Here is a 23418-nt window from a genome sequence, read left to right on the forward strand (position 1 = left end):
ACATGGTGACTGAAACGACGAGCGCCGCCATCGACAAGATCCGCTGCGATGCGTGTCCGGTGATGTGCTACATCAAGCCGGGCGCGGCGGGTGCCTGCGACCGCTACGCCAACCACGACGGCAAGCTCGTCCGCGTCGATCCGCACGTGATCCTGGAGCGCACCGTCTCGCATGGCGGCAAGCTGGTTCCGTTCAGCCGCACCGAAGACTGGGACGGCAAGATCGTCCACGAGCCTTCCACTTTCGTGACGGCGATCGGTGCGGGCACCACCTATCCCGATTACAAGCCGGCGCCGTTCATCGTGTCCGCCGAGGTCGAAGGCGTCGATATGGTGACCGTGGTCACCGAGGGCATTTTCTCTTATTGCGGCGTCAAGGTGAAGATCGACACCGACCGCTATCTCGGTCCGGAGACCGCGACCGTGCGCGCGCAGGGTGAGGCGGTCGGCCACGTCACCACCAGCGAATACGGCTCGCAGATGCTGTCGCTCGGCGGCGTGCATCACCTGACGGGCGGCTCCAAGAAGGAGGGCCGCGTCACCTGCGATACGCTGATGGACCTCGCCAATTGCAGGCCGGTCGAGCTCACCATCGACGGCGGCGCCACGGTGGTGGTGCAGGCCGGCCAGCCGCCGATCGTGAACGGCGTCAGGGAAGAGCGCATGCGCGTCGGCTGCGGCTCGGCGACGATCGGCATGTTCGCCAAGCAATGGCATGGCAAGGTTGACGAGGTTGTCGTGGTCGACGACCACATCACCGGCGTGCTCAGCGAACACCAGGCCGGCAAGCTGCTCGACATCGCCGACACCGGCATCAAGATGAAGGGCCGGCGCTCGACGCCGGGCCGCTATTTTCAGGTCGCCGATCCCGGCACGGGGTGGGGCGGCACCAACATTTCCGATCCGCTAGCGATCCTCGGGCCATTCGATGCCAGGGAAGCCCGCCCCGGTCTGACAATGCTGATGGTCTCCACGACCGGTGAGCACTCGTCCTACTACGTGCTCGACGAGGCCTTGAAGCCGGTCGAGACCGAGATGCCTGCCGACCTGAAGTTCTCGGTCGAGCGCATCCAGGAGAACTGCGAGCCGGCGCTGTGCACCGTGCTGTTCATGGCCGGGGCCGGAGGCTCCTTGCGCGCCGGCGTCACCGACAATCCGGTGCGGCTGACGCGCTCGGTGAAGGATGCGCTGACGCGCGTCACCAGCGGCGGTGCGCCGGTCTATGTCTGGCCCGGCGGCGGCATCACCTACATGGTCGATGTGACGCAGATGCCGGCGGGGGCTTTCGGGTACGTTCCGACCCCGGCGCTGGTCGCGCCGATCGAGTTCACGATGAAGCTGTCGGACTATGCCGCGCTCGGCGGCCACATGGATTACGTGAAGCCGCTGTCCGAGGTGCAGAACGGCGACGATGTCCGCCAGCTGCCCTGGGTGAACCCGATTCCGGGGCCGCGGGCATGACCAGGCTCCCGCAAATCGCATTGCTGTCTGATGGCCGGCGGCTGCATTTGCAGGACGGACCGATCGACCTGATCATCGAGGCGAGGGGGCGTGCCGACGCGGTGCGTGCGGCCTATGAGGCCGCGGCGCAGCGGTTCACCGGATTGCTCGACGAACTCTGCGCGGAGCTGCCGGCGCTACGCGCTGCGGCCGAGGCGCGGACCTCGCTGGGCGGCGTGGTGGCGCGCCGGATGCACGCGGCTGTCGCGCCCTTTGCCGCCGATGGCTTCATCACGCCGATGGCCGCCGTTGCCGGCAGCGTGGCCGAGGAGATCCTCGGCGCCATGCTGGGCGCTGCGACGCTTGATCGGGCCTATGTCAATAATGGCGGCGACATCGCTCTGCATCTCGGGAGAGGCGAGCATTTTTCGATTGGCCTGATGGATCGCCCCGATGGTGACGGCGTGATGCGGACGATGCGGGTCGATGCGGATGACCAGGTCGGGGGCATTGCGACCAGCGGGCGTCACGGCCGGAGCTTTTCTCTCGGGATCGCCGATGCGGTGACGGTGCTGGCCGCGACGGCGTCGCAGGCCGATGCTGCGGCGACGGTCATCGCCAATGCCGTCGATCTGCCCGGGCATCCTGCCATCGTCAGGCAACCGGCCTGCGAGCTTCAGCCCGACAGCGATCTCGGCGCGCGTCTTGTCACCCGGCATGTCGGTGAATTGTCACGGAGCGAGATCGCTGCCGCCCTCGAATCTGGCGCGGAATGTGCACGTCAATTGTTCGATCGCGGCTTGATCGAGGGTGCCGTGTTGCAGCTTTGTGGTGATATGCTTGTCATCGGACCTAAGGATATAAAAGAGCAACGAACGCGCCCGCGTCTGCCGAAAGACGCGGTCTGTGCCTGACCAGGGAAGCGAAACATGAGCGCGATCATCCGCAAGATCGTCACCGTCGTCGAAGAGACGCAGATGGAAATGGGGCGCCAGGTCTCGCCGCCGACCCGGCGTGCCGCGGCGATCGCCGTGATCGAGAATCCCTTCGCTGGACAATATGTCGAGGATCTCTCGCCGCTGATCGCGATCGGCGAGGAGCTGGGCGAATTGCTGTCGAAGCGCGCGGTGGCTGCGCTCGGCATCGATGGCGCGAAGGCGCAGAGCTACGGCAAGGCCGCGGCCGTCGGCGAGAACGGCGAATTGGAACATGCCGCCGCGATCCTGCATCCCAAGATGGGGGCGCCGGTGCGCAAGGTCCTGAGCAAGGGTGCGGCGCTGATCCCGTCGTCGAAGAAGCGCAGCGGGCCGGGCACGACGCTCGACATTCCGCTGGGGCACAAGGATGCGGCCTTCGTGCGCAGTCATTTCGACGGCATGGAGGTGCAGATCAACGATGCGCCGCGTGCCAACGAGATCATGGTCGCCGTCGCCGTCACCGACAGCGGCCGTCCGCTGCCGCGCGTCGGCGGGCTCACGGTCGCGGAGATCAAGGGCGAAGACGGTCTGAGATAGGGTTTGAGAACCGGGGAGGCGGGCACAGCCTTCCCGACAAGGTCACGCTGACGACGTCAAAGAGTTCAAAAACTGGAGGTTGGGATGCGAGCGAGAAACATTTTTGTGGGAGCGGCCTTCGCGCTCCTGGCAGGCGGCATGGCTCATTCGGCCATGGCGCAGGACATCAAGATCGGCGAGATCAACAGCTATTCGCTGCTGCCGGCGTTCACCGAGCCCTATCGTAAGGGCTGGCAGCTCGCGGTCGAGGAGGTCAACGCAGCCGGCGGCATCAACGGCAAGAAGCTGGTCGTCGTCTCCAAGGATGACGGCGGCAAGCCGGCGGACGCGCAGACCGCGGCCAACGAGCTGGTGTCGAGCGAGGGCGTTGCGATGCTTGCCGGCACGTTCCTCTCCAATATCGGCCTTGCCGTCAGCGACTTCGCCAACCAGAAGAAGGTGTTCTTCCTCGCGGCCGAGCCGCTGACGGACGCCATCACCTGGTCGAAGGGCAACAAATACACCTTCCGCCTGCGCCCCTCCAATTACATGCAGGCCGCGATGCTGGTGGAAGCCGCCAGCAAGCTGCCGGCCAAGCGCTGGGCGACGATCGCGCCGAACTATGAGTACGGCCAGTCGGCGGTCGCGGTGTTCAAGAAGCTGATGTCGGAGAAGCGCCCGGACATCCAGTGGGTCGACGAGCAATGGCCGCCGCAAGGCAAGATCGACGCAGGTCCCGTGGTGCAGGCCGTTGCCGCCGCCAACCCGGAAGCGATCCTCAACGTCACCTTCGGCGCCGATCTCGTCAAGCTCGTGCGTGAAGGCAACACCCGCGGCCTGTTCAAGGGACGCGAGGTCGTCTCGTTCCTGACCGGCGAGCCCGAATATCTCGATCCGCTCAAGGACGAGACGCCCGAGGGCTGGATCGTCACCGGCTATCCCTGGTACTCGATCAAGACGCCTGAGCACGACGCGTTCTTGAAGGCCTACCAGGCCAAGTACAACGATTATCCGCGCCTCGGCTCGATCGTCGGCTACCAGACCATCAAGGCGGCAGCGGCAATCCTGACGAAGGCCGGCTCCACCGACCCGGAGAAGCTGATCGCGGCCGCGGAAGGGCTCTCCATGCCGTCACCGTTCGGCGAGATCACCTTCCGCAAGATCGATCACCAGTCCACGCTCGGTGCCTTCGTCGGCAAGACCGCGCTGAAGGACGGCAAGGGCGTGATGGTGGATTCGTCCTACAAGAAGGGCGCGGACTATCTGCCGGGTGATGCCGAGGTCGCGAAGCTGCGTCCGAAGGACTAAAGAGCCGTTCCGGACTCCGCTGCGTAGGGTGGGTTAGCCGAAGGCGTAACCCACCACCTTCTGCGGCACACACGAGAGATGGTGGGTTACGCCGGGCGACAGCGCTCCGCGCTGTCGCTGGGCTAACCCACCCTACGACATCACTCAACCCGGACCGCCGATGGCCTTTTACGTCGTACAGTTTCTGACCGGTCTCGCCAGCGCGGCGTCGCTGTTCCTGGTGGCCTCGGGCCTGTCGATCATCTTCGGCGTGACGCGGATCGTGAATTTCGCGCATGGCGCCTTCTACATGATCGGCGCCTACATCGCCTTCACGCTCACCGAGCGCCTGTCCGGCGCGTTCGGCTTCTGGGGCAGCATCGTGCTGGCGGCGCTCGCGGTGGCCGTCATCGGCGTCATCGTCGAGATGGTGCTGCTGCGCCGCATCTATCATGCGCCGGAATTGTTCCAGCTGCTCGCGACCTTCGGCCTGACCTTGATGGTCGAGGATCTCGTGGTGCTGGTCTGGGGGCCCGACGATCTCGTCGGCCGCCGCGCGCCGGGCTTCAGGGGCGCCATCGATTTCTTCGGCCAGAACATTCCAACCTACGACCTGTTCCTGATCGTGCTGGGACCCGTCGTGCTCGGTATCCTCTGGCTGCTGTTCCAGCGCACGCGCTGGGGCGTCCTGGTGCGCGCGGCGACTCAGGACCGCGACATGGTCGCGGCGCTCGGTGTGAATCAAAAGTGGCTGTTCACATCGGTGTTCGCGGTCGGCGTCTTCCTCGCCGCGCTCGGCGGCGCCCTTCAAATCCCGCGCGATGCCGTGCATCACGCCATGGATCTGCGCATCATCGTCGAGGTCTTCGTGGTCGTCGTGATCGGCGGCCTCGGCAGCATCATCGGCGCCTTCGTCGCGGCGGTGCTGGTCTCCGAGCTCAATGCCTTCGGCATCCTGATCTTTCCGAAGATCTCGATCATCCTGGTCTTCCTGGTGATGGCGGTGGTGCTGATCGTGCGCCCCTGGGGCCTGTTCGGCAAGCCGGAGGCGCCCGCGCGCAAGACGCCGGGCCTCACCGTCAATCCCTGGCGGCCGCTGACGGCAAACGAGCGGCTGATGGCGCTTGCGGCGCTTGCCGTCGCAGCCTCGCTGCCGCTGTTCGCCGGCAGTTATCTGCTGACCGTCGGCTCGGAGATCGCGATCTTCGTGATCTTCGCGGTCTCCCTGCATTTCCTGATGTCGGTCGGCGGGCTCGCCTCGTTCGGCCATGCCGCCTATTTCGGCCTCGGTGCGTATGGCATCGCATTCCTCGCCAAGATGGCGGGGCTGCCGATGCTCGTCTGCCTCTTGCTCGGGCCGCTGCTGGGCTGCATGGGCGCCGCCGTGTTCGGCTTCTTTGCCGTGCAGCTCTCCGGTGTCTACTTTGCGATGCTGACGCTGGCCTTTGCACAGATCGTCTGGTCGATCGCGTTCCAATGGGTGAGCGTGACAGGCGGCGACAACGGCATCCTGGGCGTTTGGCCGGAGACGTGGGCGGCGAGCCCGTCGCACTTCTATTGGCTGGCGCTCGGCGTTGCGGCGCTGGTGACCATCGCGCTGCGGGCCATGGTGTTCTCGCCATTCGGCTACGCGCTTCGCGCCACGCGCGACTCTCTGCTGCGCAGCGAAGCGATCGGCATCGACGCCAAGCGCATCCAATGGACCGCCTTCGTGATTGCTGGCACGACTGCCGGCATCGGCGGCGCGCTGTTCGCCTACCTCAAGGGCAGCGTCTTCCCCGATAATCTCGGCATCTCGCTGTCGGTCGATGCGCTCGTCATGGTGCTGCTCGGCGGCGTCGAGACGGTGTCGGGCGCGGTGATCGGCGCCATCGTCTACAAGGCGCTCAACATCTGGCTGGTCAGCCAGACCGATCTGTCGAAGCTTGTGCTCGGCGGCTTCATCATGCTGATCGTCGTCGTCTTTCCCAAGGGCATCGTCGGCATGCTGGAAACGTTGGCGCAGCGCCGCCGGAAAGCGCCGCCGCCGGCCTCACCTCTGCTTGCCAAGCCGATCGAGTCTGCCGAATGAGCGTTGCACCCCCACTTCTTGCGGTCGAAGGTCTGACCAAATCCTATGGCGGCATCCATGCCGTGCGCGGGGTGTCGTTCTCGCTGCGATCAGGCGAAATCCTGGCACTGATCGGGCCGAACGGCGCGGGAAAGAGCACGTGCTTCGATATGCTCAACGGTCAGAACAAGCCCGATAGCGGCCATGTTCGCCTGCTCGGCGAAGAGATCACCGGCAGAAAGCCGCGCGATGTCTGGCGGCTCGGCGTCGGGCGCACCTTCCAGATCACCGCGACCTTCGCCACCATGACCGTGCGCGAGAACGTGCAGGTCGCGCTGATCTCGCACGAGAGGCAGCTGTTCAATCCGTTCGGTTCGGCACCCAAGTTCGACCGCGACGAGGCCGGCCGTCTACTCGAGCTGGTCGGCATGGGCGGCTATGCGGATCGACCCTGCGGCGAGCTCGCCTATGGCGACCTCAAGCGGCTCGAGCTTGCGGTGGCGCTCGCCAACCAGCCCAAGCTCTTGTTGATGGACGAGCCGACCGCCGGCATGGCGCCGCGCGAGCGCGTCGACCTGATGCGGCTGACGGCGCAGATCGCGCGGGAGAAATCGATCGGCGTGCTCTTCACCGAGCACGACATGGACGTGGTGTTCGAGCATGCCGACCGCATCATCGTGCTCAACCGCGGCGCGCTGATCGCCGAGGGTTCGCCGGCCGAGGTGCGCGGCAATCCGCAGGTGCAGGCGGTCTATCTCGGCGAGGGCCTGGTCTACGACGCCCGCCACCGCGAGGGGACCTCGGCATGAAGCTCACGGTGCAGGACCTCAACAGCCATTACGGCCCGGCCCATATCCTGTTCGACATCGGCTTCGAGGTCGGCGAGGGCGAGGTCGTCGCGCTGCTCGGGCGCAACGGCGCCGGCAAGTCGACCACGTTCCGCTCGATCGTCGGCCTCGTCGCACAGCGAACCGGCCGCATCATGTTCGAGGGAAGGGATGTCTCGGCAAAGCCGACCCACGAGATCGTGCGCGAGGGGCTCGGTTATGTGCCGGAGGAGCGGCGTATCTTCACCGACCTGACGGTTGAAGAGAATCTCGAAGTCGGCAAGCAGCCGAAACGTGCGAACGCGCCGCACTGGACGCGCGAAAAGCTGTTCGCGCTGTTTCCCAATCTCGGTGAGATGAAGAACCGTCCGGGTGGCCGCATGAGCGGCGGCGAGCAGCAGATGCTGACCATCGCGCGTACGCTGATGGGCAATCCCTCGCTGGTGCTGCTCGACGAGCCCTCGGAAGGCCTGTCGCCGAAGATCGTGGAGCAGATGGTGGATGCCATCCTGACCATGAAGAAGGAAGGCGTCAGCATCGTCGTCTCCGAGCAGAACCTGCATTTCGCGCGGCTGATCTCGGATCGCGCCTACATCATCGAGCGCGGGCGCATCTGCTTCGGCGGCACCATGGCCGAGCTCGACGCGCGTCCTGATATCCGCGACGCGCATCTGTCGTTGTAGGGGCGGGGAACGGATGGCGAGAAGCGTCACGGCGAAGAAGAACGTCAAACCGGCAAAACCGCCTTACGTGCTCGACGAGCAGGTCGGCTTCATCCTGCGCCAGGTCTGGCAGCGCCACAGCTCGATCTTCGCCCGCGACATCGGTACCAATCTCACGCCGACGCAATGGGCGGCGTTGTCCAAGCTCGCCGAGACCGGTCCGTGCTCACAGAACCAGCTCGGCCGCCTGACCGCGATGGACGTCGCCACCATCAAGGGCGTGATAGACCGCCTCACCGCGCGCGGCCTGACCGAGACCAGTCAGGATCCCGAAGACGGCCGCCGCTTGCTGGTAAGCCTGACGCGCGCCGGCCAGCAGCTCGCGGAGAAGCTGGCGCCCAATGCGCTGGCGATCACTCGCGAGACGCTGGCGCCGCTCGACGCGAAAGAGCGCGAGACGTTGATGGCGCTGCTGAACAAGCTGCGGTAGCGACGGTGCCGTAGGGTGGGCAAAGCGCAGCGTGCCCACCATCTTTCTCAATCGGCAAGGGATCGTGGGCACGGCGCTTTGCGCCTTTGCCCACCCTACGGCAGCTGGACAAGGGGCGCAGATCTGTGTGCGTCGTGGAATTCCAAAAGAGTGCCGCTCTCGAGGTTCATGTCTTGCCCGGCCATTTGGCGCGGTAGCGGATTTCGCTGCCATCGCTAAGCCGCCGCCACGTTCCGAACTCCGGCGTATGCGGGGCACGGGCCGTCAAGTCGATCGGATAGATTCGGGTCGGCTGGCCCTGGATGCTCACGGCGAGTTGACGGTGGGAGGTTCGAAAGGCGAGTTCGACCTCGCCTGCGATGACAGGCTGGTCGCCGTCGCGATAGAAGGCGGTCGGGTTCACTTCGCCCGGCATGGTGTTTAGGTCGGTCTGCAATTCGATGCTGATGCCCTGTGCTGACGCCGGCACCGTTACTCCCGCCGGAAAACGAACCTCGAACACGAGAAGAGGATTGGCCGCGTTCGGATTGAGCCACGGCGTCGCGGTCGCGTAGGCGTAAGCGAGGTAAGCAGCGGCGGCTGCGACGCAGAAGAGTGCGACGATACCAAGCGACTTCAGACTGGTGCGGGCGACGCTTCCGTTGCTTGCGTCCGTCTCTGGGCGCGTCACCAGCCAGCTTGCGAGCACCGCGCCGGCGATTGCGCCGATGGGAGAGTAGACGAACAGTCCCAGCAGACCCGATGTGATCGGGTCCGCCCGGTTGCCAAAATCGAAGAAGGACAGCAGCACAAAAGTGGCGATATAGCCCGCCACCGCGCCGGCAACGCCGACGGCTATTCGCGATGAGCTTTTCATGTCTGCCTCGATGGTCCAGCAATGAACTGCCGCCGCCGAGGGCTGCCTGCGTTAGACGCAGCAGGCCGCAAACTTGTTCAAACCCTTCGAGGGACGATGCGGAGCGGTTGGCCGCTCCGCCTGGGGTCACTTCGCCACCACCTCCGGCACCTTGCCGGCCGGCGGGGTATTGCGGCTGCGCTGGGTGCGCACGATGCCGTCGATGATGGTCATGCCGATGCCGGGGAGGTCGCCGAGCTGGACGCTCTCCAGGATGTTCTTGCCGGGCGAGTGCTGCGCCTTGTCCATGATGACGAAGTCGGCGGAGCGGCCGACCTCGATCAGGCCGCAATCAAGCTGCCGCATCCGCGCGGTGTTGCCCGTGGCGAGACAGAACGCGATCTCGGCCGGCAGATCGCCGAGCGAGGACAGCATCGAGACCATGCGCAGGATGCCGAGCGGCTGCACGCCGGAGCCGGCGGGCGCGTCGGTGCCGAGGATGACGCGGTGCAGGTCGCCCATTTCCCGCGCGGTGCGCAGCGTGAACAAGGCCGAGCGCTCATTGCCGTTGTGCACGAGCTCGAGGCCGCGCTTGCAGCCCTCGCAGATGCAGCGGATCTGGTCGTCGGGCAGGGCGGTGTGCCCGCCGTTGATGTGGCCGACCACGTCGGTGTCGGCCTCCAGCACCACGTCCTTGTCGATCAGACCGGAGCCGGGGATCGAGGGGCCGCCGGTGTGGATCGTGCTCTGGATGCCGTATTTGCGCGCCCACCCCACCATCTTGCGCGCGGTCGGGCCGTCCTTGACGCCGCCGAGGCCGACCTCGCCGAGCAGCTTGACGCCGTTGGCGGCCATCTCCTTGAAATCTTCCTCGACCATCTCGCATTCGATCACCGGCGCGCCAGCGTGCACCTTCACGCCGCCGGGACGCAAGGTCCAGAACGCGCGCTGGGCGAACACCGCCATGGCCTTGAGGCCGACGACATCGCGGGGACGGCCGGGCATGTGCACCTCGCCGGCGGAGATCATGGTGGTAACGCCGCCATGGAGATAGCTGTCGATCCAGTTGATCTGGTTCTGCCGCGGCGTCCAGTCGCCGGCGACGGGGTGGACGTGACTGTCGATCAGGCCCGGCGCCACCGTGGTGCCCTGGGCGTCGACGATGGTGGTCGCGCCCTCGATATCGACGTCCTTGAAGCGGCCGATGGCGGTGATCTTGCCGTTCTCGGCGACGATGGTGTCGCCGTCCAGGATCGGCTTTTCCAAGGCGCCGGACAGGATCAGGCCGATGTTCCGGATCACGAGCTTGGAGGGTCCGGCGGCCTGGGGTGCGTCATGCGCCATGGAAAGGGCTCCTTATTCCTAACTGCAACGCTTCCAATCTTGGGCAGCCTTGACCGCGGGATCAAGCCGGATTATTCATTAGTATACGAATGATCGTGTACAAACGACGCATAGCTGGCCCGCCTCGAAGACCGCAATTGACGCGACAGGGAAGGTGAGATGAGCAATTTCAATCAGGAAAGCGTTTTGAGCGTCCATCACTGGACCGACACGCTGTTCTCTTTCAAGACCACCCGCAGCCCGACTTTCCGCTTCCGCAACGGCGAATTCACCATGATTGGGCTCAAGGTCGGCGAGAAGCCGCTGCTGCGGGCCTACAGCGTCGCCAGCGCCAATTACGAGGACACGCTGGAATTCTTCTCGATCAAGGTGCCGGACGGCCCGCTGACGTCGCGGCTGCAACACCTGAAGGAAGGCGACGAGATCATCGTCAGCCGCAAGGCCACCGGCACGCTCGTGATCGACAATCTGGAGGAGGGGCGCAATCTCTACCTCATCGGCACCGGCACGGGCCTTGCGCCGTTCCTGAGCGTGATCAAGGATCCCGAGACCTATGAGCGGTTCCAGAAGGTGGTGCTGCTGCATGGCTGCCGGCACGTCAAGGAGCTCGCCTATGGCGAGATGATCACCCAGACGCTGCCGCAGGACGAGCTGATCGGCGAATATATCCGCGAGCAGCTAATCTATTACCCGACCGTGACCCGCGATCCCTTCCGCAATCGCGGCCGCATCACCGATCTGATCACCTCGGGCAAGCTGTTCAGCGATATCGGCCTGCCGGTGCTGGAAGCCGCCCACGACCGCGTCATGATCTGTGGCAGCCCCGCGCTGGTGGCGGACACCCGCGTGCTCCTGGGCGAGCGCGGCTTCGTCGAGGGCAATCACGGCGAGCCGGCCCAGTTCGTGGTCGAAAAGGCCTTCGCCGAGCGCTAAGTCCGCAGAAAGACCGTATTTTCGCCGTCGGGCAGGCGTTGCGGCGCCGATTCGGCGCTTGATACACTGTGGGAGCGAATCAGCGGAGTTCCCACATGGTTGCGGACAGCGACAGCAACATCGCCTGACACCGGGTTCAGTTGAGGAAGAATCGCGCCGAGTTAAAGGCGCTCGAGACCGCGCGCTTCACGATGGGGGAGATCGCCTCGTCGAAGCGGAACGGCCAGACCCAGAAGGCCGTCGCGGACATCAAGCGCAAGATTGCGCAGTCCGAGCGCGTCATCGCCGATCACGACAAGCGCACGCGCCGTCCGCTCGCAACCGACCTGCAGAGCCTCAGCAATGGCAGTTGGAGCCATTGGGACGCCTATACGCAACAGCAGCGCAAGACAGGGCAGCGTTCGCCGGAGCGCGGATAGACGCCTCGACCGAGGCGTTCGCTCCCCTTGCGCCGGCCGCGCCACGCACCATCTGGGTGAGACGCCAGCAATCAGTCCGGGATCCCATGAGTGTACGCCTCGATTTCACCAGCGAGGCCTTCTTTCGCGATCCGCCCAAGGCCATTGCGACGCTGCGCATGTCCGGGCCCGTGGTTGCGACACGATTCCCTCTCGTCGGCGACGTCTGGATCACCACGACTCATGACGCCACCGCGCAGATCCTGAAGGACGGCGCGACTTTCACGTTGCGAAAGGAAGATGGCGACGTCGCCGGTCTGCGCTGGTGGATGCCGCGCTACGTCAGGACCATCGCCAACAACATGCTGACGATGGACGAGCCGGATCACACCCGGCTGCGCAGCATCGTGGACGAGGCCTTTCGCCGCCGCGCGATCGTCGCGATGGAGCCGCGCATCCGCGCCATCGCCGACGGTCTTGCGGACGAGCTGTTCTCGGCGGGAAGTCCCGCCGATCTGGTCCAGCGCTACGCGCGCATCCTGCCGCTCGCGGTGATCTCGGAGTTGCTCGGGTTGCCGTTGGCCGATCGTCCCCGCTTCATCGCCTGGGCCAATACGATGTCCTCGCTGACCAACGTCGTCAGCTTCTTCCGCCTGCTGTTCGCGTTCCGCAAGATGCGCGCCTATCTGGGTCGACAATTGCAGATTGCGCGCGAACATGGCGGCGAGGGGCTGATCGCAGAGCTGGTCCAGGTCGAGCGCGAGGGCGGCCAGATCACGCCGGATGAAATGGTCTCGATGGTCTTTCTGCTGCTCGCAGCGGGGTCGGAGACCACCACGCATCTCATCAGCGGCTCCGCTTACGAGCTGCTCAGAAGCCCGGACTTGCGCGATTGGCTGGAGCAGGACTGGAGCCGCATCGGGCTCGCTGTCGAGGAGTTCCTGCGCCTCGTCTCCCCCGTGCAGTTCTCCAAGCCGCGCTATGTCCGGCGGGATGTCGTGGTCGAAGGCGTACGTCTCAGCAAGGGCGATCGAGTCATGGTGATGCTCGCCGCCGCGAACATGGATCCGGCGATGCATGACCATCCGGAGCGGCTCGATCTCGAGCGCAAGCCGAACCGCCATCTCTCGTTCGGAACGGGAATCCATTTCTGCCTCGGCCACCAGCTCGCGCGCATCGAGGCGGCCTGCGCGCTGGAAGCGCTGTTCGTGCGCTGGCCGAAACTTGGCCTGGCCGTCGATCCGGCCGAGGTCCACTGGCGCAAGCGGCCGGGCTTGCGTGCGATCGCGACGCTTCCAGTCACGGCCGAGGGCCGGGGAACACAGATGACTGCGTGCAGCGAAGCAAGCATTGATCGTTCCCCTACTGCGGCGGGCTGACGCAAGTCTCCCTTTGGAAAATCTTTGTCGCACATCGTCCAGGAACGGTGTGCCGCTCGCCCTGTTGTCTTCTCGCACGTTCGAACGGGAGACAAGATCATGACCAGCAAGATGCCACCTGTTCCGCCGGAAAATCAGAGCCGCAAGGGAACCGGCGACAGCAAGCAGATGTCCCCTGATCAGACGCCGCATGGCCAGCAGCGTGCGGAAAATCCGGACCAGCAGGGACAGCAGGGCAACATCAAGCAGAACACGACCAATCAGGGCTATCAGCAGGATCGTTGAGGAGGGCGACATCCATGTCGACATCCACCAAGACCCCGAACAGCATCCGCCAAGGCGGCCCCGGCGCCTCACACGAGAACGCGAAGGCGCCGCTGGAGGTGAAGAAGCCGCCGGCCGACAATTCGCAGCGCAATCATAGCCGTGTCTCGGGCGGCGGAGGCGAGCACGACTCGCATCACGCGCACGATGACGCGGGCAAGGGTGGAGGCAGGTAAAGACCGAATCCAATGCGACACCCGCAACGGAAGACGAAGCGGTTCACTGCAAGAGGAGAAACCGATGCCAGGTGGGCACGGCAGCAAGACGCATTTCAGATCCGGCATGCACGGCAAGGGCGACGGCACTGGCGGCATGACCGAAATCCCCAAGGAGATGATCGGCGACAACATGGTCCTGTCCAACCGCGACAAGAAGCAGCATTCGGACATCCGCGGCATGGACGGCAAGACCATCCAGACCGAACAATATCAGGATCACGCCGCCAACCGGCTCGACGAGAAGCCGGAGACCGACGAGACCTGACAGCGTTTCTCCCGACCAACTAGCGGACCGGCGTTTAGCCGGTCCGCTTTTTTGTGAGCGCGAGGTCGCGTTCCCAGCCGAACACGGAGCGGCCGTCGAGATCGGGCGAGGCGGCGCGCTCATTGGCGATGTAGGCCTCCACCGAAGGCCCGCGCGCAGTCCGCTCCAGCCGCCGGGCCTGATCGTCGAGCCGTTTCATCGCCTGCATCTCTTCCTCACGCCCGAGCTTGGCACCCTGGATCGCGCCCTTCAGCACGCGGATGGTCTCGTCATAGACCTTGATCGGCACGGGATAGGGATGCCGGTCCTTGCCGCCATGGGCGAGCGAGAAACGCGCCGGGTCCGCAAAGCGATAGGGCGCGCCGTGCACGACCTCCGCGACCATCGCCAGCGAGCGCACGGTGCGGGCGCCGACGCCGGGCGTCAGCAGCAATTCGGGAAAGTCGACCGGGCCGCGCTCGGCCGCGGCGGCCAGCGTGCCGTGCAGGCGGCGCGCGAATACGTCCTTCGGTCTGACGTCGTGATGTGCGGGCATGATCAGATGCGGCAGCATGGCCTGGGCCGGCTCGGACGCAGTCCCGACAAGCCGTTCGAATTCGGAGACGATGCGATCGGGACCGAGATCATCCAGGAGATCGAGCTGCGCGGTGCGCGAGACGTCGGCGCGATGGTCGGTCAGATTGACGATCTCGCCCTGTTGCGGCCCGTCGATCGCGCTATGCGGCGTGTCGACGAAGCTCTTCAGCGCTTCGGAATGCCAGTGATAGCGGCGGGCCTGGCGCTTGTCGCCGTTCATGCCCTGCTGCACCACCGTCCATTTGCCGTCGGCGGCGACGAAGAAGCCATGGAGATAGAGGTCGAAGCCGTCCTGCACGGCCGCGCTGTCGACCTTCGCCACCAGGCGGCTGGCGCGGGTCAGCTTTGCGCCGTCGAATCCGACGCGCTCGCCGAGTTGCATCAACTCGTCCGGTGTCTTGCGCGAATGCTGGCCCCGGCCGCCACAGACATAAATCCCGAGCTCGTCCTGGAGGGGGGCCAGCCCGCGCTTCAACGCGCCGATCACGGACGTCGTGATGCCGGAGGAATGCCAGTCCATTCCCATGACGGCGCCGAACGACTGGAACCAGAATGGATGGGACAGCCGCTGCAGAAATGCATCGCGGCCGTAATGATGCACGATCGCCTGTGTGACGATCGACCCAAGCGTGGCCATGCGGCTCGCCAGCCAGGGCGGAACCCGTCCGGTGTGCAGGGGAAGATCGGCGCTGCCGCTACGTCGAGTCATGAGCGTTCCAAACTAGCCCAGTTCGGCGACACTTGCACCTATGGGATGCTGCGTTGCACAGGGCGGGGGAGCGAAGCCGGCCGAGAGGCGTTGAGCCGGCTATCGCAGAGCAAATTGGGGAATGGCGATGCATTGGCAGGCCGTGTTGGCCGACATCGACGGGATGTTCGGTTGGATACCGTCATGGTTCATCGGCCTCAGCCTCGTTGCGGCAGCAATCCTCCTTGCACTGTCGTTTTACCGGATCGCCAAATGGCTGCTTAACCGGGCCTTTGGCACCCGCCTGCCGCTGCTGAGCGTGTTCATCGAGCGGACGTCCGGCCCGGCCCAGCTGGCGCTGTGCCTGGCGGCCGTCGCTCTGGTCCTGCCGCTCGCGCCGCTCGACGACACGATCCGCACGCCGATGATGCGCCTGTTCGTCGTCGCCGTCATCGCACTGATCGGCTGGATCTCGATCAGGATCGTCGACATGAGCGCGGCGCGCTACCTGCAGAATTTCCGCGATGTCACCGAAAATTTCGTCGCGCGCAAGCACGTCACGCAAGTCCGCGTGTTCAAGCGCGTCACCGACACCATCATCGTCATCATCACGGTGTCGACCGCTCTGATGACGTTCGATTCGGTCCGGCAATACGGCGTCAGCCTGTTCGCCTCGGCAGGCGCCGCCGGTATCATCGTCGGCCTTGCGGCGCGGCCGCTGCTGAGCAACCTGATCGCGGGCTTGCAGATCGCGATCACCCAGCCGATCCGCATCGAGGACGCGGTGATCATCGAGAACGAGTGGGGCTGGATCGAGGATATCGCCGCGACCTATGTCGTGATCCGGCTGTGGGACTGGCGCCGCATGGTGGTGCCGCTGTCCTATTTCATCGAGAAGCCGTTTCAGAACTGGACCCGCGACACTGCATCCCTGATCGGTGTGATCGCGCTTCACGTCGACTATCGGGCCGACGTTCCGCGCATTCGGCGCTGGCTGGAGGAGGCGGTGAAGCAGTCCAAGCTGTGGGACGGGGCCGTCGTCAATCTTCAGGTGATTGACGCGGATGCGCGCACGATCGAGCTGCGCGCGCTGGTCAGCGCACGGAACGCACCGCAATCCTGGGATCTGCGCTGCGAGACGCGAGAGAAGTTGATCGCCTTCATCCGTGACGAGATGCCGGAAGCGCTGCCGCGCGATCGCGCGATCCTGATCCCCTCGGCCGACAACGATGGCGATCTCCTCCAGCGCGGCGCACCGGAGAAGGTACGGGCGGGCGCGCGCAATTGACTCTCCGCGTGATTAGCCGGCGCCGACCGTTGTCGCGTCGGCCGGCCCTGGCGCGCGCGGTCGCCGCTTGCGCAATGTCCGCCGCGCCCAGATCAGCAGGCCGGTCGACAGCAGGATCAGCAGCGATCGACGTCACGACATTGAGCGGCGCGGCGATCAGGGCCGACCAGTTTCCCTCGTGGATCAGGCGCGGCCAGTTGCGCGGCAGGGGTGCGGCCCCGGACGACGTGACGGCATAGGCGCGCAACTCGCCGCCGTCATAGAGTCTTGCCATCATGCGGCCGCCGCGCGTGCCGATCGAGATCAGATGCGACAGCTCGTGCGAGGCCGCGACCATGCGGACCGCGTCCGTCAGGGCCAGAGGGCGACCGGTTGCGGCCGGAGCAGTTCCAGCTTGGAACGTCAGGCCGAACGCCAGGCACAGACCGGTCAGGGGAGCAGGATCAGCGGCAGCGTGAACCAGGCTGTTGCGTTGATTTGCAGCAACCGGAATGAAAGTGCGCGGAAAGTATCGAGTCCCGCGCGCCACGTGTCGCCGCACTCTCTGCGCCGGCACGCGCGCTAAAAGCGGATCAAAGGGCTTGCGCGCTTCACTGCGCGCGAATGTTGGCAGCCTTCAGCACTGGCTCCCATTTGGTCGCCTCGGCGTGCATGTAGGCATCGAACTCCTTGGACGTCGAGCCGACTGGAGTTGCGCCGATCTTCCCCAGCGTCGACTGCACATTCGCATCCTGCAGCGCCGCCTTGAGGTCGGTTTCGAGCTTGGCCACGATTTCTGGCGGCATTTTGGCCGGTCCGAGGACGCCCCACCAGACGGAGACGTCGTAGCCGGGCACGCCGGACTCCGCGACCGTCGGCACGTTCGGCAACGCCTTCGAGCGTTCGGCCGAGGTCACCGCGAGTGCGTGCACCGGGCCACCATCGAGTTGGCCGATCGCTTCGGCGAGCGGATTGATGCTGAGCGGGATCTCGCCTGATATCACCGCGGTCAGCGCCGGCGCGCCGCCCTTATAGGGAATGGAGACGATCTTGGTGCCGGACATGTACTTCAACAGCTCGCCGGCCAGATGCGCGGACGTCCCGTTGCCTGACATGCCGTAGGAGAGCTTGTCCGGCTCCTTCTTCGCGGCCGCCAGGAGATCGCCGAGCGTCTTGTAGGGACTGTCCTTGGCCACCACGATCGCGAGCGGAGAGGAGGCGACCTCCGTGATCGCCGTGAAGTCCTTGAACGTGTCGTAGGGTACGCTCGGATAGATGAACTGGTTGAGCGGGTGGCCGCTCGCGACGAGGATCAGCGTGTAGCCGTCGGGTGCGGCCTGCGTCAGCGCTTGCGAGGCAACGATGCCGCCAGCGCCGGGACGATTGTCAACCACCGGCTGCTGGCCCCAGCTTTTCGCCAGCGCCTGTCCCAGCGTACGCGCGAGCACGTCGACCGCACCGCCCGCGGCGTAGGGGACCAGGATATGCACCGGCTTGCTTGGATAATTGTCGGCGGCTTGCGCGCCGCCTGCCAGCAGCAGACCGGCACCCAGCATCAGACCGCCGATCGTCTTGTTCAAACCCAGCATTTTCCCAGCACTCCTTGTAGGCATTCGCGTCCGAGCGGCGGTCTCCATGCCGTCCCGGACGCCAACATGGTTTTTGTTGACGAGACCTGATCTTTTGTACGATAGTACAAATCGCATGGTCCGCAAGCCCACCAGCAAGGAAACGGCCCGCAAGCCGAATATGCGCGAGGCAATCCTCGCCGCGGCCGAGGAGCTGTTCGCCACCAACGGCTTCAATGCCGTCTCGGTGCGCGACATCGCGCACGCGGCCGGGGCCAATCCCGGCAGCGTGACCTATCATTTCAAGACCAAGGACGGTCTGCTGCTGGAGATTTATCGGCGCCATTGCGGGCCGATGAACCTACGCCGCTCGGAGCTGCTCGCGGCCGCCCGGCGCGTGCGCGATCTCCAGGACCGGCTGGAAGCGATCGTGCGCGCCTATGTGGTGCCGGCCTTCACCTCGGGCAGCGATCTTGCCGGCGGCGGGGCGCGCTTCACGCGGCTCCGCGCCGTGATGTCGGCGGAAGGCAACGAGGTCGCGCGAAAGATCATCGCGCAGACGTTTGACGATACCAGCCACGCCTTCATCGATGCGGTCCACGAAAGCCTGCCGCACATTCCGCGCACCGAGATCGTCTGGCGCAGCCATTTTCTGCTCGGCGCGCTCTATTATTCACTGGTGACGCCGGACCGCGTTTCGCGCCTGTCGCGCGGCGAGGCCGACGGGGGCGATGCCGCTACTGCCATCGAGCAATTGGTGCAGGCGACGGTTGCCTCGTTTCAGGCGCCTCCGCTCGATCATGCCGCGCCGGCGCGGCGCCGGCCGGTCGTCAGCAAGACTTGAAACCGCGGTCTCGCTTCGGCGGGCTCACCTGATGACGATGATGTACACGCCGACCATTCCGCCGCCCGATCCGAACACGCGCACGCCGAAGTTCAAGCTGCCGAAGCTGTCTTGCGACGCGCATTGCCACATCTTCGGGCCCGGCGCGAAGTATCCTTATGCGCCGGATCGGTCCTACACACCGCCGGACGCGCCGCTGGAGGATTTTCGCGTGCTACATGCCAAGCTCGGTGTCGAGCGCGCGGTCATCGTCAATGCCAGCGTGCACGGCACCGACAATACGGTCGCGCTCGATGCGATCGCTGAGAGCAACGGCGCCTATCGTGCGGTCGCCAATATCGACGACACCATCACCGAGCGCGGGCTTCGCGTGCTGCACGAGGGCGGCTTCCGCGGCTGCCGCTTCAATTTCGTCCGCCACCTCGGCGGCGTGCCCGATAAGGGCGTGTTCGACCGCGTCATTGCCATGGTCGCGCCGCTCGGCTGGCACATCGACCTGCATTTCGACGCGATCGATCTGCCGGATTATGCCGATATGCTGGCAAGGCTGCCGCTGAGTTACACGATCGACCATATGGGGCGGGTGAAGGCTGCCGAGGGGCTCGACCAGCTTCCGTTCAGGATCCTGATCGAGCTGATGCAGCGCGACGAGAAATGCTGGGTCAAGATCTGCGGCTCCGAGCGGGTGTCCTCGGCCGGTCCGCCGTTCACAGACGCGGTGCCGTTTGCACGAAAGATCGTCGAGACCGCGCCCGACCGCGTCATCTGGGGCACGGACTGGCCGCATCCCAACGTCAAGGCGATGCCGAACGACGGAGACCTCGTCGATCTGATCCCGCTGTTCGCGCCGGAGCCGGAGCTTCAGCAGAAGATTTTGGTCGACAATCCCGCGCGCCTGTTCGGGTTCGACCGGGCGCCAATCAATATGATGCCTACAAACGAAAGAAGGGAGTTCGTCCCATGAAGACAGGTCTCGTGGTCACCGCCCATCCCGGCGATTTCGTCTGGCGCGCGGGCGGCGCTATCGCGCTGCATGCGAAGAAGGGCTATCGCATGAAGATCGTCTGCCTGTCCTTTGGCGAGCGCGGCGAGAGCCAGTTCGCCTGGAAGGAGAAGGGCGCGACGCTGGAATCGGTCAAAGCGGGGCGCAAGGACGAGGCGGAGCGCGCGGCGAAGCTGCTGGGTGCCGAGATCGAGTTCTTCGACTGCGGCGACTATCCGCTGAAGCTCACCGAGGCGCATTTCGACCGCATGGTCGACATCTACCGCGAGCTCAATCCGAGCTTCGTGCTGACGCATGCGCTGGAGGATCCGTACAATTTCGATCATCCCAACGCGGCGCATTTCGCACAGGAGACCCGTGTGGTCGCGCAGGCGATGGGCCACAAGCCCGGCGCGCAGTACAAATATGCCGCGCCGCCGGTGTTCCTGTTCGAGCCGCATCAGCCCGAGCAGTGCAACTACAAGCCCGACCTGCTGCTGAAGATCGACGAGGTCTGGAAGGAGAAATACGAAGCGTTCCAGATCCTGGCCGCGCAGAAGCATCTGTGGGGCTATTACGAGCGCGTCGCGCTCAACCGCGGCATCCAGGGCAGCCGCAACACTGGCGTGGCCATGACCTATGGCGAGGCCTATCAGCGCCTGTTCCCGACGGTTGCTGAGGAGCTGGCATGAAGCCGGTCGTCGTTCGCAACATCAAGCGAGCCGACCCTGCCGGCATGGCCGAGTATGGCGTCTCGACCGTGCATGAGGCCTACGGCCGCCTCGGCCTGATGAAGTCATACTTGCGGCCCGTCTGGCCGGGCGCGGCGATTGCCGGTCCCGCGGTCACCGTGCTGGCGCAGCCCGGCGACAATTGGATGATCCATGTCGCCGTCGAGCAGTGCAAAAAAGGCGACGTCCTCGTCGTCGGCTGCACCACGGACAATACCGACGGCATGTTTGGTGAGCTGCTGGCGACCTCGCTGCAGGCGCGCGGCGTGCAAGGGCTGATCATCGATGCCGGCTGCCGCGACGTCAAAGCGCTGCACGAGATGGAATTTCCGGTCTGGTCGCGCGCGGTCTCGGCCAAGGGCACGGTCAAGGCGACGCTCGGCTCGGTCAACGTTCCCGTGGTCTGTGCCGGCGTCAACGTCGATCCCGGCGACATCGTCGTCGCTGACGACGACGGCGTCGTGGTGGTGTCGAAGCGCTACGCTTCGGAGGTCGCCGACAAGGCGAGAAAGCGCAACTCGGACGAGGGCGGCAAGCGCAAGCGGCTTGCCTCCGGCGAGCTTGGCCTTGACATGTACAACATGCGCGAGGCACTGGCGAAGGCCGGGCTCGTCTACGTCGACAATCCCGAGGACGTTTAGGGCGAAGACAAGCGGAGCAGGCGGATGGATCGTCTCAAGCTGAAGGCCGTGCTCGGCAACCACCGCCATGTGCAAGCGGTCAAGAGCGGCGAGCTCCGCTCCGACCGGTTCGATCTCGACTTCATCGAGTACACACCGACCAACACGGCGTTCAAGCCGATGGTGCGTGAGCAGGCCTTCGACGTCTGCGAGATGGCGATCGTCACTTATCTGATGGCGAAGGCGCACGGCAAGCCGCTGGTGCTGCTGCCGGCGACCATGCTCGGCCGCTTCCAGCATTCCTACGCGCTCTACGATCCCGCACGTGGATCGCTCGGGCCGTCCGATCTCGAAGGCAAGCGCGTCGGCATCCGCTCGTTCACCACGACGACAGGTGCCTGGATTAGGGGCATCCTCGCCAACGATTACGGCGTCAATCTCGACAAGATCCGCTGGATCACCTTCGAGGATCCGCACGTCGCCGAGTATGTCGACACCACCGAGCGCGCGCCCAAGGATAAGAAGATCCTGCCCATGCTGCTCGATGGCGAGCTCGATGCCGTGCTGGGCGAAACCTCCGACAATCCCAGGCTCAAGTCTCTATTTCCTGATCCGGCCGCCGAGGCCGCCAGATGGTACGCCCGGCGCGGCGTCGTGCCGGTCAATCATCTCGTGGTGGTGACTGAGAAGCTGGCGAAATCGCGCCCTGACGTGGTCGCGGGCCTTTATGATCTGCTCAAGCGGAACAAGGAACAGATGGGGCCTGCGGCAGAACCCGATCTCGTGCCGTTCGGGATCGAGGCCAACAGGAGGCCGCTCGAGCTGATCGTCGACTACGTCTTCCAGCAGTCGCTGATCCCGCGCCGCTATGCGGTCGAGGAGCTGTTCGACGAGACGACACGAGGATTGAACTGATGGCGGATCCGAAGCGCTGGCAGATCGGGCTGATCGGTTATGGCGAGGTCGGGCGGATCCTGGCCGAGGATTTGCGCCGGCAGGATATCAAGGTGTCAACCTACGACATCAAGCTCGGAAGCGAGCAGGGCGCCTCGCTGCAGCAGCATGCGGCAAAATTCGGTGTGACGCTCGCGGCCTCGCACGCCGAGTTGGCTGCGAAATCCGACTTCATCATCTCCGCCGTCACCGCCAGCCAGGCCGTACCGGTGGCGAAGGCCTGTGCCGTCGCGCTCAACCCGGGTACCTGGTTCCTCGATTTCAATTCGGCCTCTCCCGGCGCCAAGCAGCGCGCCGCGGCCCTGATCGACGGTGGAGGCGGCCGCTACGTCGAGGGCGCGGTGATGACCTCGGTGCCGCCCTATCGCATCAAGGTGCCGCTGCTGCTCGGCGGCCCCGGCGCGAGGGAGATCGAGCCGCTTCTGAATGCGATCGGCTTTGCGGCCAAGGTTGCGAGCGACGAGCTCGGCGTGTCCTCCGCGGTGAAGATGTGCCGCAGCATCATGATCAAGGGCCTCGAGGCCATGGTCATCGAGAGCTTCACCACCGCGCGCGCCTATGGGGTCGAGGATGCGGTGCTGGCCTCGCTCGCGGAGACGTTTCCCGGAATCAACTGGGAGAAGCAGGGCGCCTATTGCTTCCAGCGCGTGATCGAGCACGGCCGCCGGCGTGCCGAAGAGGTGCGGGAGGTCGCGGAGACCGTGCGCGAGGCGGGGCTGACACCATGGTCCGCGCAGGGCACCGCCGAACGGCAGGCTTGGGTGGCCGATCTCGCCGACGAAGGGTTGTTCGGCGCCAAGGGCACCAAGGAGTTCGCCCGCAGCGCCGATTGGCGGATCGAGGCAGACCGGATCTTGGCGAAGATCAAGCGCTGAGGCCGCACGCCTGCGTTCAGCTCAACGCCCTGCGGCCGTCGCGATAGTTCGAGATTTCGTCACGAGCGTGCTCGATCGCATCGACCAGGCTCTTGGCCTTGCGGACAACCTGCTCCTTGGCGGGCGCGGTGCGGAACTCCGAGACGATCATGCGGATGCACTTGTCGGCGGTCTCGAGCGTCCAGAGCGCGCGGGTCCTGTCGTCCTGCGTGTGGATCGTGGAGATATCGAGGCTCGACAGGACTTCGCCGATTCCGTTCAGTCGCTTGACGGCGGTTTCCGCGGGTGTGTTGGCCCGAATGGAGCGATAATCGAGGCTACTGAAAGCGTTGAACATAGACAGACTTCCCCACTGAACCCGGATGGTTC

General features: G+C 65.1%; 26 protein-coding genes. 21 read left to right on the forward strand and 5 right to left on the reverse strand.

Going from position 1 to position 23418, the window contains the following annotated elements; translation table 11 throughout:
• The first annotated feature begins 2 nt into the window (after window positions 1-2).
• The 8 genes from DCM79_RS30820 to DCM79_RS30855 all read left to right on the forward strand — a co-directional run bounded on the left by DCM79_RS30820 (window position 3) and on the right by DCM79_RS30855 (window position 8248).
• A complete protein-coding gene (locus DCM79_RS30820; RefSeq protein WP_257177787.1) occupies window positions 3-1460 on the forward strand; it encodes a 6-hydroxynicotinate reductase in 1458 nt (485 codons plus the stop codon).
• Window positions 1457-2353, forward strand: a complete 897-nt coding sequence (locus DCM79_RS30825) for a UPF0280 family protein (protein ID WP_257177788.1) — start codon at window positions 1457-1459, stop codon at window positions 2351-2353. Before DCM79_RS30820 ends, DCM79_RS30825 begins: the two co-directional genes overlap by 4 nt.
• Before the next feature lie 15 nt (window positions 2354-2368).
• Window positions 2369-2953, forward strand: a complete 585-nt coding sequence (locus DCM79_RS30830; RefSeq protein ID WP_126261219.1) for an amino acid synthesis family protein — start codon at window positions 2369-2371, stop codon at window positions 2951-2953.
• Window positions 2954-3037: 84 nt separating this feature from the next.
• Window positions 3038-4240 carry an ABC transporter substrate-binding protein gene (locus DCM79_RS30835; RefSeq protein WP_257177789.1) on the forward strand — a complete coding sequence of 401 codons (1203 nt, stop codon included), beginning with the start codon at window positions 3038-3040 and terminating at the stop codon, window positions 4238-4240.
• 160 nt (window positions 4241-4400) lie between these two features.
• Window positions 4401-6290 (forward strand): ABC transporter permease, encoded by a 1890-nt coding sequence (locus DCM79_RS30840; protein WP_257177790.1) that lies wholly within the window; start codon window positions 4401-4403, stop codon window positions 6288-6290.
• Window positions 6287-7078: an ABC transporter ATP-binding protein gene (locus DCM79_RS30845; protein WP_257177791.1), complete on the forward strand. Its 792-nt coding sequence runs from the start codon at window positions 6287-6289 to the stop codon at window positions 7076-7078. Before DCM79_RS30840 ends, DCM79_RS30845 begins: the two co-directional genes overlap by 4 nt.
• The gene (locus DCM79_RS30850) at window positions 7075-7779 is read left to right on the forward strand and encodes an ABC transporter ATP-binding protein (RefSeq protein WP_257177792.1); all 705 of its coding nucleotides are present in this window, start codon (window positions 7075-7077) and stop codon (window positions 7777-7779) included. The genes DCM79_RS30845 and DCM79_RS30850 overlap by 4 nt, the downstream gene beginning before the upstream one ends.
• Before the next feature lie 13 nt (window positions 7780-7792).
• The gene (locus DCM79_RS30855) at window positions 7793-8248 is read left to right on the forward strand and encodes a MarR family winged helix-turn-helix transcriptional regulator (RefSeq protein WP_028135705.1); all 456 of its coding nucleotides are present in this window, start codon (window positions 7793-7795) and stop codon (window positions 8246-8248) included.
• A gap of 166 nt (window positions 8249-8414) precedes the next feature.
• On the opposite strand, the gene DCM79_RS30860 is transcribed toward DCM79_RS30855, so the two are convergent.
• Both DCM79_RS30860 and DCM79_RS30865 read right to left on the reverse strand, forming a co-directional pair.
• Entirely contained in the window at window positions 8415-9104 is a 690-nt protein-coding gene (locus DCM79_RS30860; RefSeq protein ID WP_257177793.1) for a hypothetical protein, read from the reverse strand.
• A 126-nt stretch (window positions 9105-9230) separates the two neighbouring features.
• The gene (locus tag DCM79_RS30865; protein ID WP_028135707.1) at window positions 9231-10427 is read right to left on the reverse strand and encodes an amidohydrolase family protein; all 1197 of its coding nucleotides are present in this window, start codon (window positions 10425-10427) and stop codon (window positions 9231-9233) included.
• 159 nt (window positions 10428-10586) lie between these two features.
• On the opposite strand from DCM79_RS30865, the gene DCM79_RS30870 reads away from it, so the two are divergent.
• The 6 genes from DCM79_RS30870 to DCM79_RS30895 all read left to right on the forward strand — a co-directional run bounded on the left by DCM79_RS30870 (window position 10587) and on the right by DCM79_RS30895 (window position 13944).
• On the forward strand, window positions 10587-11360 hold the full coding sequence (locus DCM79_RS30870; RefSeq protein ID WP_028135708.1) for a ferredoxin--NADP reductase: 774 nt from the start codon (window positions 10587-10589) through the stop codon (window positions 11358-11360).
• A 140-nt stretch (window positions 11361-11500) separates the two neighbouring features.
• Window positions 11501-11779 carry a hypothetical protein gene (locus DCM79_RS30875; protein ID WP_257177794.1) on the forward strand — a complete coding sequence of 93 codons (279 nt, stop codon included), beginning with the start codon at window positions 11501-11503 and terminating at the stop codon, window positions 11777-11779.
• A gap of 86 nt (window positions 11780-11865) precedes the next feature.
• Window positions 11866-13137 (forward strand): cytochrome P450, encoded by a 1272-nt coding sequence (locus DCM79_RS30880; RefSeq protein WP_257177795.1) that lies wholly within the window; start codon window positions 11866-11868, stop codon window positions 13135-13137.
• Between the two features lie 99 nt (window positions 13138-13236).
• The gene (locus tag DCM79_RS30885) at window positions 13237-13422 is read left to right on the forward strand and encodes a hypothetical protein (protein WP_257177796.1); all 186 of its coding nucleotides are present in this window, start codon (window positions 13237-13239) and stop codon (window positions 13420-13422) included.
• Between the two features lie 14 nt (window positions 13423-13436).
• The gene (locus DCM79_RS30890; RefSeq protein WP_257177797.1) at window positions 13437-13637 is read left to right on the forward strand and encodes a hypothetical protein; all 201 of its coding nucleotides are present in this window, start codon (window positions 13437-13439) and stop codon (window positions 13635-13637) included.
• A gap of 64 nt (window positions 13638-13701) precedes the next feature.
• Window positions 13702-13944 (forward strand): hypothetical protein, encoded by a 243-nt coding sequence (locus tag DCM79_RS30895; protein WP_028135713.1) that lies wholly within the window; start codon window positions 13702-13704, stop codon window positions 13942-13944.
• A gap of 34 nt (window positions 13945-13978) precedes the next feature.
• Here DCM79_RS30895 and DCM79_RS30900 read toward each other — a convergent pair whose 3' ends face one another.
• Window positions 13979-15229, reverse strand: a complete 1251-nt coding sequence (locus tag DCM79_RS30900; protein WP_257177798.1) for a DUF763 domain-containing protein — start codon at window positions 15227-15229, stop codon at window positions 13979-13981.
• A gap of 127 nt (window positions 15230-15356) precedes the next feature.
• Between DCM79_RS30900 and DCM79_RS30905 the strand changes: the two genes are divergently transcribed.
• Complete coding sequence (locus DCM79_RS30905) at window positions 15357-16496, forward strand: mechanosensitive ion channel family protein (protein ID WP_257180902.1); 1140 nt, start codon at window positions 15357-15359, stop codon at window positions 16494-16496.
• Between the two features lie 590 nt (window positions 16497-17086).
• On the opposite strand, the gene DCM79_RS30915 is transcribed toward DCM79_RS30905, so the two are convergent.
• Window positions 17087-18064, reverse strand: coding sequence for a tripartite tricarboxylate transporter substrate binding protein (locus DCM79_RS30915; RefSeq protein WP_257177799.1), 978 nt, complete (start codon window positions 18062-18064; stop codon window positions 17087-17089).
• Window positions 18065-18179: 115 nt separating this feature from the next.
• Here DCM79_RS30915 and DCM79_RS30920 point away from each other — a divergent pair, with 115 nt between their 5' ends.
• Genes DCM79_RS30920 through DCM79_RS30945 form a run of 6 tightly spaced genes read left to right on the forward strand, consistent with a single transcriptional unit; the run spans window position 18180 to window position 23049 of the window.
• Window positions 18180-18887 (forward strand): TetR/AcrR family transcriptional regulator, encoded by a 708-nt coding sequence (locus DCM79_RS30920; RefSeq protein WP_257180903.1) that lies wholly within the window; start codon window positions 18180-18182, stop codon window positions 18885-18887.
• Between the two features lie 31 nt (window positions 18888-18918).
• Window positions 18919-19851: an amidohydrolase gene (locus DCM79_RS30925; protein ID WP_257177800.1), complete on the forward strand. Its 933-nt coding sequence runs from the start codon at window positions 18919-18921 to the stop codon at window positions 19849-19851.
• Window positions 19848-20561 (forward strand): PIG-L deacetylase family protein, encoded by a 714-nt coding sequence (locus DCM79_RS30930; RefSeq protein WP_257177801.1) that lies wholly within the window; start codon window positions 19848-19850, stop codon window positions 20559-20561. The genes DCM79_RS30925 and DCM79_RS30930 overlap by 4 nt, the downstream gene beginning before the upstream one ends.
• Window positions 20558-21241, forward strand: coding sequence for a 4-carboxy-4-hydroxy-2-oxoadipate aldolase/oxaloacetate decarboxylase (locus tag DCM79_RS30935; protein WP_257177802.1), 684 nt, complete (start codon window positions 20558-20560; stop codon window positions 21239-21241). Before DCM79_RS30930 ends, DCM79_RS30935 begins: the two co-directional genes overlap by 4 nt.
• 24 nt (window positions 21242-21265) lie before the next feature.
• Window positions 21266-22135: a hypothetical protein gene (locus DCM79_RS30940; protein ID WP_257177803.1), complete on the forward strand. Its 870-nt coding sequence runs from the start codon at window positions 21266-21268 to the stop codon at window positions 22133-22135.
• Window positions 22135-23049, forward strand: coding sequence for an NAD(P)-dependent oxidoreductase (locus DCM79_RS30945; RefSeq protein ID WP_257177804.1), 915 nt, complete (start codon window positions 22135-22137; stop codon window positions 23047-23049). The genes DCM79_RS30940 and DCM79_RS30945 overlap by 1 nt, the downstream gene beginning before the upstream one ends.
• A 16-nt stretch (window positions 23050-23065) precedes the next feature.
• Here DCM79_RS30945 and DCM79_RS30950 read toward each other — a convergent pair whose 3' ends face one another.
• A complete protein-coding gene (locus tag DCM79_RS30950; protein WP_257177805.1) occupies window positions 23066-23386 on the reverse strand; it encodes a hypothetical protein in 321 nt (106 codons plus the stop codon).
• Between the last annotated feature and the right edge of the window lie 32 nt (window positions 23387-23418).

It is taken from the genome of Bradyrhizobium sp. WBOS07, assembly GCF_024585165.1.
Taxonomy (GTDB): domain Bacteria; phylum Pseudomonadota; class Alphaproteobacteria; order Rhizobiales; family Xanthobacteraceae; genus Bradyrhizobium; species Bradyrhizobium japonicum_B.